Genomic DNA, 14,054 nt, shown 5'->3' with positions numbered 1-14,054 from the left:
CGCCCGGGGGGTTCATCGGCTGCAGGAGAAGCACGAACTACAAAAACTACTTGCTGCGCCCGGAGCGTCTTGCTTGTCAACGGCTCTGCGGGCTTCGCTCGAACGGCTACACCGGTTCGATCCCGACGTCGGACTGGCGCCGTGGAACGCTTGGGGCTGCGCTGGTTCGGGACATCTCGGTCATTGCAGGCATGGTTTCGAGGCCGCCGAGTGTCTTGTCCTATATGGCGGTCAAAAGGCGGTTACCTGCGGTACTGGGTTTGACTCTCCTCGCGTCTCTGCTCGGTGTGGTGCATCCGCCAACCGCCGTGGGTGCGCCCGCGGTGCCAGAGAAGGTCCAGATAGAGGATCCCCGTGGCGACGCTCATCGACCCCGCGCGGTCGCAACCGCTGCAACCTACGTTCCCGAAGCCGACATCCTGAACGTCTGGTTCGACAACGGCGCGCAGGAATTCAGGGCTCACATGCATATCGCGGCCGCTCCCCCAAGTGATAGCTCGGTGACGTACGTGGTCCGGGCGGAGCCTCCCCAACGTGGACTCAGGACGGCGCCGCATATCTGCTTCCGTTTCAACGCGAACTTTCACGGAGCCGACCCCGGCACGAGCGGTCGCTTCGTGGACAAGTGCAATGGCGTCCAACCACGGTTCGCTGCCGTCACCCTTACCTCACTCGATGATGGCTCGGCGATCGTGTCTTGGAAAGTGGCCCGTCGGCTAACTGATACATTCAGCGATTGCAGTTATCTGCTCCAACCGACAGCCCGGACCCTGCAGCCGACCGCCGTCCTTAACGACGTCGTTGACGAAGCCGGTCCAGGCACGACCTACCGTATCCGTAGGTTCCGCGACGCGCCTGTGCCAAGCCTGGTGCGCGAGTCCGGGAGCCTCTCTCGTGTAAACGTCTCACCCGCCGAGCAGCAGGCGAACCGAGGAACGAAGGACGTCTCGGTCTCAAGGACGGGAAGGTTCGTCGCCTTCGAGGCGTCCGCGTCCAACCTCACCGAGAGGTGCTCGTTCCACGACTACACGATCTTCGTCAAGGACCTCAGGACAGGTGGCGTGCACCGGTTGGATCTCGGCGGTGACACCGCCTACCACGAGGACATCTTCGATCCTCAGATATCGAGTGATGGCAGCCGGGTCCTGTACGCGGAAGGCAATTATTACGACGGTCCGGACTCCTACTCCCTCTACGACATAGCCGACAGGGCACGCCGCCAGGTCGAGGGGCCGGCCGGCTCTAGCGTGTCGAGCCCGTTCCCCATCGGAGATGGCCGGTTCATCGGCTTCACCGCCACATCGAACACGAAGCCGTACAGCAGAGCGATGCTGTGGGACACGTTCCGGGATCGCTACATCGACCTACATCGTTCCTTTGGACGCGGCACACGACGAGCTGGTTCGGCGCTCGTCGACGCGTCGGCGGACGGGTCACTGCTCCTCATCAGCGCGCGGGCACGGGACAAAGGGGGAGCAGTCGGAACCGGGCTCTTCTTGCTGGACCGGCAGTCGGGCAAGGTGCGTCTGGTCGGCGTCGACGACGGCAAGTACGGTCCCCAACGGCTCCACCTTTCGGGCAACGGTCGGTTCATCGTCTTCAACTCGAAAGGTCGCAACTGGTCCACGTCCGACCGCGATCGTGAATGGGACATCTTCCTGCACGACATCAGGTCCGATAGAACACGCGTCCTGAGCGTGACGCCGGAGGGTCACCAGATCAGCCGCTATGTAGCGATGGGACATGGAGCGATATCCCACAGCGGCCGCTACATCGCCTTCTCGGCGACAAAACTCGCTCGAGCCGCGAAGGGTTCAGGCGCGTCCGTCTATGTCTACGATCGACGCACGAACCGGATCAGCGTCGCGAACAACAGCTACGACGGCTCCGACAGCGTGGGCTCCATTTGGGATGTGGACCTCGCTGCTAGGGGCGGACGAGCGTTCTTCACCTCGTACGACTCGAATCTTGTCCCCGGCGACACGAATCTGGACAGCGACGTGTTCAAGTACTCCTTCCGGTGACAGAGCAGCCACCTGACCAAGAGTTAGGCAAATGTTCCTAGAAAGCGGAAGCCGCCCTTTTTAGATCAACGTTCTCGCCGCACCACGAGAGCTGCAAGTTCAACCCTGGACTTCACCCGGGGGGCTGCGGGAGTGCGGGGCACGATTCCTCCAGAGCCGAACGTATCGGGTACTGGGGGTCGGGTCCGGGCAAGGGCGTCTTGTCCATGTTGTAGTAGCCGTCCGTCCAGGTGGCCCAGATCTCTTGGCGGCAGTAGGAATCCACGATCATCCACTCCTTCTCGCCCTCGGGCCGCTCCAACTCCTTGGCGTATCCGAACATCGGTCCCGTGATACGGGCGAACTCCTTCAGCCACTCGTCGTCGTCGCGGGTCTCCCGCGCGAAATAGGTGCCGTGGCCCTCGCTCATGAATTCTTCTTCGCCGACGGGTGGAACCTCTCCCCCGACAAGGGTTGTCGTGCCACCTGCGGTATGGATCGCTCCCTTGAAGAGACGGTTGCGAAGCTCGATCGCGGTTAGCTTTCCGTCCTTCAGCTCGCACTTCGGGCGGGCGGAACCACACTTGTAAGGTCGCCCAACCGCAACGACACCTCCTTCCTGGATGCGGCTCGGGCCCTTCAGCTCGAGGCGCGCCATGTAAAGGGCCCGGGCATAGGTGCCGGCGATTGTCGGAGCAGCGTTTGATGTGCCGTCGAAGCCGGAGGCTCCTGTACCACCCACGGTCTGCGAATCGTAAGCAGACGGATAGCGGCGTCCCAAACCGGCGACGTCGACGGGCTTGCCTGCCCCCACGTAGGAGCTGTGCTCGCCGGCGCCCGGGTTGGGGGGACCGTAAGGATTGTCCTTGCCGGGAGATACGGCTCCAACGGTGATGATCCAGTCCGGCCCCTTCTCCGACGACGCATAGGTGCTGTTGGGGACGGTGAAGAGGTTCTCGATACCGTTCCCGGCCGAGAAGACCACGCTTTGGCCGCGCTCACTCGCCTCGAGGCTCTCCGTCACCCCAGGTCCGTTGTAGACCTTCGCCACCCCGTCTCCGTAGGAGTTCGAAACCACGTCGATCCACGGCTGAGCCATCGCCCAGCGGAACGCGTCCGCCGTGTCGTCCTCATCGGTGTTGTCATCGTTGTTGATGAATACGAGGAGGCACTCGGGACAGGTCCCATGGATGTTGCCCACCGAGACACTCGTCACTCCCAGGCCGTGAGCCCTTGGCTCGCCGTGGAGCTTGTTGGCGCCGAACTCCACCGCCCCGATCACCTTCGTGCCCGGCATCCAGTAGTAGTTGACCTCGTCGAAGGTGCTCTTCTTGACCTTGTGCCATTCCGCCTTGTCCTTGGCGTCGAGCTCCATCAATGGGGCGTCGGGGTTCTTCTCATCAAGGGTCAGGTCGAAGCGGTTATAGGACTTGAAGGCTTTGTCCGGATGCGGGAAACCGGGGAGCCACTCGTGGGGTGGGCGATCGAGCGGGAGGTCGTTGGAGGAGTCGTTGTCCAGAGCTTGAGGCATCTTCGAAGCGAGGAAATCCCAGTGATAGGGCACGAAGTTGCGATCGATCGTGGCTACGACCGTCACATCGTCGGGACCCTTGGGCAAGACCATGGGCGGCCGGCCTGCCTCCGCACGCGGCTCCTTGGGCGGTGTTGCCACAGCCGGCGACAGCGAAGCCGCCAGGCACAGCAACGTTATGGCTGCCACGAAACAGCGACGCATACTCGTCTTCCCCCACGATAGAGCTCCCTACGGACTGCAGGTTCGCCGGATCGGCCTGGGGCTCCTGTTTGTCGGGCAAGGGCCTGACGTGGCCACTTATGGCAGCAGGATCGGCTCCCAGGAGGCTACTCCGGTTCGAAGCGAGGAGAACCCGCCGCACGTAGCAGCTCACGCCGAAGCTCTGCTGGTTCCTATCCGTCAGATGACGGATATTGCTATCACTACTTAGATCCCTATGCCCCAGCCGCGAAGCGTTTCGACGAAGCGCGGCGTGCAGTCGAGTCTCGCGACGTCCTCGAGAGCGACCCACCTCACCGCGGCGACGTCGTCTCCTGGCCGCGGCTCTATCTCAGCGCGCGGCGTCGCCTCGAAGTCGAGGATCACGTAGTGAGGGTCGCCGACGACCTCGAGGATCCCCAGAAGGTCTCCAACCTCGACCGCTAGCCCCGTCTCCTCCTGGACCTCGCGCACGACGGCTTGTTGGAGATACTCGCCACGCTCGAGGCGCCCGCCGGGCACCGACCACAGCCCCTTTCCCGGCTCCTGGTTGCGCTGCACCATCAGCAGCTTCCCGTCGCGCACGACGACGGCTCCGACTGCGATCTGCGGCGCGGCCACCGACTTAGGGTAGCGGGCATGGCCGAAGCGACCCTTGCTCCCGCGCGCCCCGGGACCGTGGGATGGGTGACGTGGACGCTGTTGGTGGTGGGAGTTCTGGGGGCTTCGGTCTCGGCGATCCTGATCCGGTACGCGCAGGAGGCCCATCCGCTGGCGATCTCGTTCTGGAGATGCGCGGCCGGGGCAGCATTGCTCCTGCCCTTCACGCGCGGCGGCTTCCGCAGGATGCAAAGAAGCGGATGGGTGCTTCCATCGGTCGCCGGTGTCTTCCTCGCGCTCCATTTCGCAACCTGGATCACTTCCCTCGAGCTCACGAGCGTGGCGAACTCAGTCCTATTGGTCACGACAGCGCCGATCTTCGTGGCGATCGCCGCCAGATACGTGTTGAAGGAACGGATGAAGGCGATCGTGTGGATCGGCATCGCTCTAGCGTTCGCCGGCGCGGCCGCGATCGCGGGCGGAGCCGAGGGGGGCGAGGCCTCGCTGCGAGGAGATCTCCTCGCACTTATCGGAGCGGTGGCCGTGGCCGGCTACGCGCTCGCGGGGCAGGTGGCGCGGCGCGAGCTCGGCATCATCGAGTACGCGGTCATCACGTATGGGATCGCGGCGGCGGTGCTCTTGCCGGTATGCGTCGCGACGGGCGTGGAGCTGTGGGGGTATACGGCGCAGACGTGGGCGGCGATCGCGGGGATCGTGATCGGGCCGCAGATCCTGGGCCACACGGTCCTGAACTACGTGGTCAAAGACCTCGATGCCACGACCGTCTACGTGGCGGTGATGGCCGAGCCGCCGATAGCCATCGCGCTCGCGTTCTTCCTGTTCCAGGGAACGCCGTCGCTGCTCGTGTACCCCGGCGGTCTCGCCATCCTGATCGGGATCCTCATGGTCTCCGTCGGGCGGCGGCAAGCACCCGAGATCCTGGAGTGAGCCCGGATCGCTGTCTGGTGATGGGGATCTTGAACCGGACGCCCGACTCCTTCTATGACGGTGGCCGCACGGGACTGGAGGAGTCCGTGGCACATGCGCTTCGTCTGGTGGAGCAGGGCGCCGACATCCTCGACGTCGGGGGCGTGAAGGCGGGCCCGGGACCCGAGGTGTCAGAGGACGAGGAGCTGGCGCGGGTTATCCCTCTGATCGAGGCGGTGCGGGAGGAGACCGATGTCACCCTCTCGGTGGAGACGGCTCGTCCCGCCGTCGCGACCGCGGCCGCCGCGGCCGGAGCTGGCATCCTCAACGACGTCACGGCGCTAGCAGACCCGGAGCTCCCGTCCGCGTGTGCACAAGCGGGAGTCGACCTGGTGCTCATGCATCACGGCGGCCAGATCAGAGGGCGTCCGCGCTCACCGGTCTACGCGGACGTCGTGGCCGACGTAGCTCGCATGTGGCGCGAGTCGGAGGCACTTGCCGCGGAACAAGGGGTGCCGAGCGAACGGCTGATCTTCGATCCCGGCCTCGACTTCGGCAAGAACACGTTCCACTCCCTCGAGCTGATGCGGAGGCTGCCGGAGCTGACATCGCAACGCGACCGCGTCTTGATCGCGCCGTCCCGCAAGGACGTGGTGGGCGAGACGCTGGCGCTTCCGCTCGAAGAGCGGTTGGAGGGGACGCTCGCGCTCGTCGCCCTCTCGGTCCTTCATGGGGCGGCGATCGTTCGGGTGCACGACGTCGAGGCGACCGTTCGCGTCGTGCGGATGGTCGAAGCGGTTGAGGGACGTCGGCGTCCCGAGGCCCCCGTACGAGGACTGTGGGAGTGATCGGTCCGCACGTTTCTGGCGTCGCTCTCAAAGCAGCTTGGGCGAGGGTGTAGCTGGTAACTTTCCGCCATGGGCAAGACGATCTTGATCGTGGAAGACGAAGAAGCCGTCCGCGAGCTCGAGAAATTCATCCTCGAGCAGCAGGGCTACGACGTCATGGAGGCGCGCGACGGTCTCGAGGGACTGGCGAAGGCCGAGTTCCGCAAGCCGGACCTGATCCTGTTGGACCTGATGATGCCCGACGTCTCAGGCGGGCGGATGTTCGACGAGATGAAGCGGCACCCGACCACCACCGGCATCCCGATCATCGTGGTGACGGGGAAGCCCGACGCGCACGAGATGTTCGACGACGCCATCGGGCCGGACAACGTGATCATGAAGCCGTTCGAAGCCGACACGCTCTTGGGAAGGATCCGAGACCACATCGGCGACCCCGCCTAAGTAGCCGATGACTTGACTCTCCCCGGTCCGCTCGCCGCGTTCTACGTCGCGGCCGCAGGGGTGCTCGGCCTCATCTTCGGAAGCTTCGCGACCGCGGTTGCTTACCGACTTCCGCGCCAGGAATCCATCGCATCCGGCCGGAGCAAGTGCCCGAACTGCGGCAACACGATCACCGCGATCCAGAATGTGCCGGTGTTCAGCTACGTCGTGCTGCGCGGGCGCTGTAAGCACTGCGGCAACCGGATCTCGATCCGCTACCCGCTGATCGAGCTCGTTACCGGCGCTCTGTTCGTCGGCGCGGCCTTGAAGTTCCAGCTCTCTGCCGAGGCCATCATCTACGCGGGTTTCTTCTGGACCCTGGTGGTCCTGACCGTGATCGACCTCGAGTACAAGCTCTTGCCGAACAAGATCGTGTTCCCCACCGCCATCGCGGGCTGGATCGCTCTTGCGATCGCTGCGCTGGCCGGGGGAGACCCGCGGCGGCTGATCGATGCTGCCGTCGGGGCGGTCATCTTCGGCGGCTTCTTCCTCCTCGTCGCGTTCTTGTATCCGGCCGGGATGGGTGGAGGCGACGTCAAGCTCGCCTTCGTCCTGGGGACCTTCCTCGGCTACGCCGGCGGTCCGGGAGTGGTCGTCGTGGGGATGTTCCTGTCGTTCTTCATCGGGGGCATCGTGGGTGTCGGGGTGATGGCACGAAGCGGCGGCGGCCGCAAGATGCAGGTCCCCTTCGGCCCGTTCCTCGCGCTCGGAACGGTGCTGGGCGTCTTCGCAGGTCGGGACCTTCTGGAGGCGTACCTCGGGACGTTCTAGCCGGCCGCCGGAGCGGCGATCTCGTCGCGCGCGAGGAACGTCTCGTCAACCAGCGCGCACAGGTGCGGGTCGAACTGCGTCCCCGCGTTGGCTTTGATCTCCCTGATGGCGTTGTGGAAGCTGACGGGCTTGCGGTACGGACGCATCGACGTCATCGCATCCAGCACGTCCGCGATCGAGAACAACCGCGCCGCAGCAGGGATAGCGGTTCCCGCCAACCCGTCGGGGTATCCCTTCCCGTCCCAGCGCTCGTGGTGGTGACGGATGACGTCTCGGACGCAGCATGGGAAGCCGAGCGGCGCGACCACGCGCTCGCCGAGGATCGGATGCGTCTGGAGCACACGGCGCTCGGTATCCGTCAGTCCCCCAGGCTTGCTGAGGATCGACTCGGGGATCCCGATCTTGCCGACGTCGTGAAGAAGGAAGGCGGCCTCGAGCACCTCGCTCGGCAGCGCCCCCTCAAGCATCGCGACGCGGGCAAGCCTCATGGCCATAGCCGTCACACGCTCGGCATGCCCACCGGTGTAGGTGTCTTTCAGCTCGAGTGCCGCCGCGAGAGCCTTCGCCGCGCCGATGTTGGCCGCTTCGCGATGGTCCGTAAGCTCCAGGCGCGAGTGCAGCTCGGCCGCTCCCCAGGCGTCATACATCACGCCCTGTTCCGTCACTTGCTGCACCGCGGCGGCGAGTTGTTCCGGGCTCGACCCCTGCTGGAGATATCCGGCGATGCCGAGAAGGGCCGCTTCGGCCGCCGCGGTCTGATCTTCGGGTTGCGCCAGCACGACCGTTCGTCGCTGTAAGCCCAGGTGGCCGATCAGATGCAGCGGTTGCAGGCAGTCTGGCCCTTCGCTCCCCAGCACGACAACGATCACGTCGACGTTCGCTGCCGCCGACGAGATGCTGTCGGCATCGACGGCGTTCGGCACGAAGATCCGGGACGCGCCTCCCATCGTGGAGGAGAGCCCGATCCACAGCGACGCATCGGCGCCGATGAGCAGCACGCGCGTAGATGCGTCGGCCTTCACTTCGCCCCGCTGTCATCGGGGAGCCGGTCGACAAGGTCCCTGAAGTTCGTCCGCACGAAGTCGGAGAGTCGGATGTCGGGCGATACGTGCAACTTCCTGCGGATCCGCGCCTTGTGGCTTCGAACGGTTCCCCGGGAGATGCCCAACCGCCTCGCGATCTCTTGCTCCGTGCGGCGGTGAGACAGGTGGAACACCACGTCCCACTCGCGCTCGGTCAGCTCCTCCGATAGTGCTACGGGGTTGAGCCCATGTCTGCGCGGATCGTCGGCTCGCCAGGTGCGGCTCCCGCCGGACTCCTTGGCCCGGAAGAGCGCGATCTCGGCGCGCGCGATGACTTCCTCGGCGGTCCTGCCGGACGAGAACTGCGCGACTCCGACGGAAGCGGATGTCGCCCTTCCACCGGCCTTGATCTCCTTCATCGCCGCACGACAACGTTCCGCCGCGAGATAGGCGGTCGCGAGCTCGGTGTCGGGCAGGATCGCGGCGAACTCGTCACCCCCATAGCGGTAGAGGGTGTCGGAGGTGCGAAGCGTCGTGCCCAGAGCGTCGGCCACCTCGGCGAGCACCTGATCGCCCGCCTCTCGGCCCATCTGCTCGTTGACCTCCTCGAGCTGGTCGAGGTCGATCAGAAGGATCGAGAGCGCGGCGCCGCTTCGTTCGGAGCGAGAGATCTCCTGCGAGAGCCTTTGCTCGAACGACTTCCTCTGCGGGAGCCCCACCACCCAGGCTGCAGACGTGCGACTGGCGGTCTCCTCTCGGCGAGCTCTCGTTCGCGCTGCCGCACCAACCCGGGCCACCAGTTCCTTGGGATGAGGCGGCTTCGTGATGTAGTCGACGGCGCCGCGCTCGAGGCCGGCGACCCGGTCTTCGGTCGTCCCCAGACCGGACAGGAAGATCACCGGGATGTTCCGAGTGGCGGGGTCATCGGATAGGGCGGTCAGAACCTCCGCCCCGTTCATCCCCGGCATCATCATGTCCAGGAGGATGACGTCGGGCGATTCGCTGCGCGCCTTTCGAATGCACTCCTCGCCGTTCTCGGCCTGGATGACATCGAAGCCCTCGCCGAGCTGCACGTTCGCGAGCATCCGAAGATCGGGATCGTCGTCCACGACCAGTACGACCGGACGGGATGAATCGGACGAATCAACCTTCCCCATGTGGGCGCTATCGGCACGCACAGCCATATGCCAAAGATGCGGCACGGCGGCCGCCGGGGAAATGAACAGAAAGGCCTAAATAACGTAGTCACAAGGAGCCACCTCGGGAGGTGGCCCTGGCCGCGGCTTACGATGACCGGATGGATGACGAGCTAGAGCAGCCCGGAGACGACGAGGCCCCGCTCGACGACGACGAGCGCGAGATGCTGCACCAGGACCTCGTTGACGTCCAGTCTCTGAAGGAGCTTCTGGGGCCGAAGGGGATCAAGGGTGTCGTCTTCTACTGCCCCGACTGCGACGAAGACCATTTCCTAGCGTGGGATCTGCTCGCGGGGAACCTGCGCGAGCTTCTGGATGCCGGCGAGTCTCCGGTCCACGAACCCGCCTTTCAGCCAGACCCGGACGAGTACGTCTCGTGGGATTACGCGCGCGGCTTCCTTGACGGGTACGAGTCATACGAACAAGAGGACGCCGGTGATGCGATCAACCGGGTCATCCTCGAGCTCCGCGACCGCGGCTGGACCCCCGAACAGGTGAAGTCGTTCCTCGCCGCGACCGACCTCGATATCAGGATCGGCGAAGAGGGCTCGGCAGCGGGAGGTTCCTAGCGTTGGAGCGGGTCCTCGCGTTCGCCAACCAGAAGGGCGGGGTGGCGAAGACCACCACCACGCTGTCCATCGGCGCAGCCTTAGCGGAGATGGGCAAGGCCGTGTTGGCGATCGACCTCGACCCACAGGCCGCGCTCACCTATTCGATGGGCGTCGATCCCGATGCGCTCGCGGAGACCGTCAACGACGTTTTGGTCCGAAGGCTTCCCTTGGAGAAGGTCTTGATCTCGCGCGAGGTCGACCTGGTTCCGGCGAACATCGACCTCGCCGGGGCCGAGGCGATACTGCTCGCGAAGACGGGACGTGAGTACGCGCTGGAACGAGCGCTTCGTGATGTGAGCGGACGGTACGACTACATCGTCATCGACTGCCCCCCGTCGCTCGGGATCCTGACGATCAATGGCCTCACGGCAGCGAACGAGGTCGTGATCCCGCTCCAGTGCGAGGCACTGTCTCATCGCGGTGTGGGCCAGCTGGTGGAGACGCTGGGAGACATACGTCACTTCACGAATCCGAACCTCTCGATCACCGGAGTGATTCCGACGATGTACGACGGACGCTCCAAACACGCGCGTCAGGTGCTCGCGGACGTCGGCTCCAGGTACGACCTCGCGGTGTTGGAGCCTCCCGTGCGGAAATCGATCCGCTTCGCCGAGGCGTCGCAGGCGGGCGTCTCGATCCTGTCCTTCGCCCCGACGCATCCCGGTGCGGACGCATACCGTGAGCTGGCCCGCCAGATCGACGAGCGGAAGGGCAGCCAATGAGCCGCGAAGCGCCGAACAGGCACTCCCTCTACACGAAGACCCAAAGACGCCGCGGGACCTGCACGATCGAGTGTTCCTCGTGTCGCGAGGAGACGCGCGTGAACTACCTCGAGCTGGCGGCGCTGCTGTGGCCGGTCCACTTCCACGTCCCACTCGTTCGGTATCACCACTCCTGGCTGCGGTGTCCGTCGTGCGGGAGACGGACGTGGGTCCGGCTGCACTTCGACCGTTGATCCATCCGTCGCGACACGTGCTCGGTTAGGGTCGAAAGAAATCCAAAGGGAGGCTGGATCATGGCGAGGAAGCCGTCGAAGGACATCGCGAGGGCCCGTAAGCAGGTAGGCAAGGCGGCAGGAAGCGTGCGCGGGGTCGGGAAAGCCGCTGTGAAGACCGCGGGCAAGGCGGTCAAAGAGGTTGCCAAGACGCGGGACGCGAAGACGGCGAAGGCTCAGACGAAGGTCGCCAAGGCGGCCGTCACGGCTGCTGCCGGAGCCGGCGTGCAGCTAGTCAAGACGGCGGTCGATGTGGGCAAGAAGAGCGCTCGCGGCCTCGCCGGATCCAAGGAGGTCAAGACGGCGTCGAAGAGCGTGCGACGCGCCAGCGACGCCAGCAAGAAGGCGGCCCGCTCTACGACCAAGAACGTCCGCAAGCAGGCCGACGTCACGGCCAAGGCCGCGCAGAAGTCGTCGGCGGCGGCCGCGAAGCGGGCTCAGGCGCGGGCCGCGACCGGTGCGACAAAGGCTCGCAAATCCTCCTCGGCCGCGGTGAAGACGGCGCAGGCGAAGACCGCGCAGGCGAAGAAGAAGGCCGCGCGCTAGCCAGTCCACGCTCATCCAGAGCGTCGGTCGTACCGATAACTGAGTTGTGAGCAACCAGGCGCGTCCTCATCCCTCTCGAGCCCAGTGGCTACGCCGTCTCGCCTCGCGACGGCGCGATCATGTGGGCTTCGTCCTCTCCGGTGGCGGCCCGCTGGGCGCGCTTCAGGTGGGGGCGATGCACGCTCTGTTCGAACGGGACATACGGCCCGATCTGGCCGTAGGGACCTCGGTCGGCGCTCTCAACGCGACCTGGCTGGCGATGGACCCGACGGCGGCCGGGGTGGCGCATCTCGAGTCGTCGTGGCGGAACATGAAAGAAGGAGACCTGTTCCCCGGCGGGAGGTTCAAAGCCTCGTGGGCCCGGATGCTGGTCAAGGGCAACAGGGTCTTCGAGAACAGCGGGCTTCGCCGCACGATAGAGAAGACGCTCGGTCCGGCCCGGTTCGAGGACACCCAGATCCCGCTCGCGGTCACGGCGACGGAGCTGGAGACGGGGGCCGAGATGCTCTTCACCACCGGGCGTGTCTTGGAGCCCTTGCTCGCCTCGACGGCGATGCCCGGGATCTTTCCTCCTGTAGAGGTGGAGGGGCGTGTCTACATCGATGGAGGCGTCGCGAACAACGTTCCGATCGCGCCCGCTGCCACGCTGGGGGCAACGACGATCTACGTCATGAACTCGACCAGTCACACACGGCAGCGCCGGCCATTGAACAGGCCGATGGATTACCTGCTTCACGCGTTCACTCTCGCCCGCGCTCAGCGCCTCACGCTCGAGCAGCTGTACCTCGCCGACAAGGTGAAGCTCGTCATGTTGCCGACGATCACGCTGGATTTCTTCGTCCCGTTCGCGTCGATGGAGCACACGGGCAAGCTCATCGAGATCTCGTACGAGCAGACCGCCAGGTTCCTCGACGGGCGCACCGAGGTCATCGAGGAGACGTCCCCCGACGGGTCTGTGGAAACGATCACCTCCGGCCGTTAGTCTCGCCATGTGGGCGACGGGGGCGACCAAGCGGCGAAGGCGAAGGACCAGGAGGCCGATGCGCGCGGGCTGACCCAACCGTCGCGCGAGCCGACCGACAACATGACGCCTTTCGAGGCGGCGACGTACTTCTTCCAGACGTCGGCCGAACGGCTCGGGCTGGCCGACCACCGGCGTCAGGTGCTGGCCAGCAGCTACCGGGAGCTCGCGGTTCAGGTCCCGCTGCGTATGGACGACGGGAGCATGACCGTCGCGCGCGGGTACCGGGTGCAGCACAACGGCGCCCGCGGCCCGTACAAGGGCGGTATCCGATACCACCCGTCGGCCGATCTAGACGAGGTTCGCGCGCTCGCCGCGTTGATGACCTGGAAGAACGCTCTGATCGACGTGCCGTTCGGCGGCGCCAAGGGAGGCGTTCAATGCGACCCGCGCGAGCTCTCGAAGATGGAGCAGGAGCGGCTGACCCGCCGCTTCACGGCGATGATCTCGTACATCATCGGCGTGAACAGGGACATCCCGGCGCCCGACATGGGGACGAACGCGCAGACGATGGCCTGGATGATGGACGCGTACGGCCAGAAGTACGGCTACACGCCCGGCATCGTGACCGGCAAGCCTGTCGAGCTCGGTGGCTCGCCCGGGCGCGAGGAGGCGACCGGCAGAGGCGTGATCATGTGCACGGGCGAGATGGCTCGGCGGCTGGACGTTCCCTTCGACGGGGCGTCGGTCGTGATCCAGGGGTTCGGAAACGTGGGCTACTGGGCTGCGGTTCTGGCGGCCGAGCAGGGCGCGAAGGTGTGCGCCGTCTCCGACGTCGCCGGCGGCATCTACAACCCGAACGGCCTCGATCTGGAAGCCGTTCTGAAGCACTACCGCGGCGAGGGCGGGCTGAAAGGGTTCCCCGAGGCGGACGCGATCAGCAACGAGGACCTCTTGGAGCTGGAGTGCGACATCTTGATCCCTGCCGCGATCCAGGGCGTGATCCATACCGGCAACGCCGACCGGATCAAGACGAGGCTGCTTGTGGAGGCCGCGAACGGGCCGACCACCCCGGCCGCCGACAGGATCCTGTGTGAGCGCGGTATCCCGGTCGTTCCCGACATCCTCGCGAACGCGGGAGGTGTAACGGTCTCCTATTTCGAGTGGGTGCAGAACACCCAGCGTTTCGTCTGGGACGTCGAACAGGTGAACGCCGAGCTCGGAAAGAAGATGACGACGGCGAGCGAGCAGGTGTTCGAGCGCAGCCGGTCCGACAACACGATGTTGCGCGACGCCGCGTTCGACATCGCGGTGGAAAGGGTCGCGCACGCGGCGGAGCTGCGCGGCTACCTCTAGATCGCGG

The 14,054-nt window shown here is 65.3% G+C and carries 16 protein-coding genes; 11 read left to right on the top strand and 5 right to left on the bottom strand.

Annotation, left to right across the window (positions count from 1 at the left end):
* Positions 1-242: 242 nt before the first annotated feature.
* Positions 243-464: a hypothetical protein gene (locus tag M3N53_01860; protein ID MDP9067077.1), complete on the bottom strand. Its 222-nt coding sequence runs from the start codon at positions 462-464 to the stop codon at positions 243-245.
* Between the two features lie 393 nt (positions 465-857).
* Between M3N53_01860 and M3N53_01855 the strand changes: the two genes are divergently transcribed.
* Positions 858-2,024 (top strand): hypothetical protein, encoded by a 1,167-nt coding sequence (locus M3N53_01855; protein ID MDP9067076.1) that lies wholly within the window; start codon positions 858-860, stop codon positions 2,022-2,024.
* A gap of 112 nt (positions 2,025-2,136) precedes the next feature.
* On the opposite strand, the gene M3N53_01850 is transcribed toward M3N53_01855, so the two are convergent.
* A complete protein-coding gene (locus M3N53_01850) occupies positions 2,137-3,738 on the bottom strand; it encodes a S8/S53 family peptidase (GenBank protein ID MDP9067075.1) in 1,602 nt (533 codons plus the stop codon).
* Positions 3,739-3,963: 225 nt separating this feature from the next.
* The gene (locus M3N53_01845) at positions 3,964-4,356 is read right to left on the bottom strand and encodes an NUDIX hydrolase (protein MDP9067074.1); all 393 of its coding nucleotides are present in this window, start codon (positions 4,354-4,356) and stop codon (positions 3,964-3,966) included.
* Positions 4,357-4,374: 18 nt separating this feature from the next.
* Between M3N53_01845 and M3N53_01840 the strand changes: the two genes are divergently transcribed.
* The 4 genes from M3N53_01840 (at position 4,375) to M3N53_01825 (ending at position 7,361) form a co-directional block, all read left to right on the top strand.
* The gene (locus M3N53_01840; GenBank protein ID MDP9067073.1) at positions 4,375-5,283 is read left to right on the top strand and encodes a DMT family transporter; all 909 of its coding nucleotides are present in this window, start codon (positions 4,375-4,377) and stop codon (positions 5,281-5,283) included.
* Complete coding sequence (folP, locus tag M3N53_01835) at positions 5,280-6,110, top strand: dihydropteroate synthase (protein MDP9067072.1); 831 nt, start codon at positions 5,280-5,282, stop codon at positions 6,108-6,110. Before M3N53_01840 ends, folP begins: the two co-directional genes overlap by 4 nt.
* Before the next feature lie 69 nt (positions 6,111-6,179).
* Positions 6,180-6,551 (top strand): response regulator, encoded by a 372-nt coding sequence (locus M3N53_01830; GenBank protein ID MDP9067071.1) that lies wholly within the window; start codon positions 6,180-6,182, stop codon positions 6,549-6,551.
* Between the two features lie 12 nt (positions 6,552-6,563).
* A complete protein-coding gene (locus M3N53_01825; protein MDP9067070.1) occupies positions 6,564-7,361 on the top strand; it encodes a prepilin peptidase in 798 nt (265 codons plus the stop codon).
* On the opposite strand, the gene M3N53_01820 is transcribed toward M3N53_01825, so the two are convergent.
* Complete coding sequence (locus M3N53_01820; protein MDP9067069.1) at positions 7,358-8,383, bottom strand: HD domain-containing protein; 1,026 nt, start codon at positions 8,381-8,383, stop codon at positions 7,358-7,360. The genes M3N53_01825 and M3N53_01820 overlap by 4 nt on opposite strands.
* A complete protein-coding gene (locus tag M3N53_01815) occupies positions 8,380-9,567 on the bottom strand; it encodes a diguanylate cyclase (GenBank protein MDP9067068.1) in 1,188 nt (395 codons plus the stop codon). The genes M3N53_01820 and M3N53_01815 overlap by 4 nt, the downstream gene beginning before the upstream one ends.
* A gap of 113 nt (positions 9,568-9,680) precedes the next feature.
* Here M3N53_01815 and M3N53_01810 point away from each other — a divergent pair, with 113 nt between their 5' ends.
* From M3N53_01810 to M3N53_01785, 6 genes are all read left to right on the top strand, one after another.
* Positions 9,681-10,148 (top strand): DUF5319 domain-containing protein, encoded by a 468-nt coding sequence (locus M3N53_01810; GenBank protein ID MDP9067067.1) that lies wholly within the window; start codon positions 9,681-9,683, stop codon positions 10,146-10,148.
* A 2-nt stretch (positions 10,149-10,150) separates the two neighbouring features.
* The gene (locus tag M3N53_01805; protein MDP9067066.1) at positions 10,151-10,912 is read left to right on the top strand and encodes an AAA family ATPase; all 762 of its coding nucleotides are present in this window, start codon (positions 10,151-10,153) and stop codon (positions 10,910-10,912) included.
* Positions 10,909-11,145, top strand: a complete 237-nt coding sequence (locus M3N53_01800) for a hypothetical protein (protein ID MDP9067065.1) — start codon at positions 10,909-10,911, stop codon at positions 11,143-11,145. Before M3N53_01805 ends, M3N53_01800 begins: the two co-directional genes overlap by 4 nt.
* Positions 11,146-11,205: 60 nt before the next feature.
* The gene (locus M3N53_01795) at positions 11,206-11,730 is read left to right on the top strand and encodes a hypothetical protein (GenBank protein MDP9067064.1); all 525 of its coding nucleotides are present in this window, start codon (positions 11,206-11,208) and stop codon (positions 11,728-11,730) included.
* A gap of 121 nt (positions 11,731-11,851) precedes the next feature.
* Entirely contained in the window at positions 11,852-12,712 is an 861-nt protein-coding gene (locus M3N53_01790; GenBank protein MDP9067063.1) for a patatin-like phospholipase family protein, read from the top strand.
* A 9-nt stretch (positions 12,713-12,721) separates the two neighbouring features.
* On the top strand, positions 12,722-14,047 hold the full coding sequence (locus M3N53_01785) for a glutamate dehydrogenase (GenBank protein MDP9067062.1): 1,326 nt from the start codon (positions 12,722-12,724) through the stop codon (positions 14,045-14,047).
* Positions 14,048-14,054: the final 7 nt, after the last annotated feature.

This window comes from Actinomycetota bacterium, assembly GCA_030776625.1.
Taxonomy (GTDB): domain Bacteria; phylum Actinomycetota; class CADDZG01; order CADDZG01; family WHSQ01; genus MB1-2.
Note: the sequence above shows the minus strand (reverse complement) of the source record. Positions and strands in the feature narration are given on the sequence as shown.

What these genes read in the sequence shown, in the direction of transcription:
- M3N53_01800 (MDP9067065.1), top strand. Translation starts at nt 10,909, where the DNA reads ATGAGCCGCGAAGCGCCGAACAGGCACTCCCTCTACACGAAGACCCAA.
- M3N53_01795 (MDP9067064.1), top strand. Translation starts at nt 11,206, where the DNA reads ATGGCGAGGAAGCCGTCGAAGGACATCGCGAGGGCCCGTAAGCAGGTA.
- M3N53_01850 (MDP9067075.1), bottom strand. Translation starts at nt 3,738, where the DNA reads ATGCGTCGCTGTTTCGTGGCAGCCATAACGTTGCTGTGCCTGGCGGCT.
- M3N53_01810 (MDP9067067.1), top strand. Translation starts at nt 9,681, where the DNA reads ATGGATGACGAGCTAGAGCAGCCCGGAGACGACGAGGCCCCGCTCGAC.
- M3N53_01815 (MDP9067068.1), bottom strand. Translation starts at nt 9,567, where the DNA reads ATGGCTGTGCGTGCCGATAGCGCCCACATGGGGAAGGTTGATTCGTCC.
- M3N53_01840 (MDP9067073.1), top strand. Translation starts at nt 4,375, where the DNA reads ATGGCCGAAGCGACCCTTGCTCCCGCGCGCCCCGGGACCGTGGGATGG.
- M3N53_01830 (MDP9067071.1), top strand. Translation starts at nt 6,180, where the DNA reads ATGGGCAAGACGATCTTGATCGTGGAAGACGAAGAAGCCGTCCGCGAG.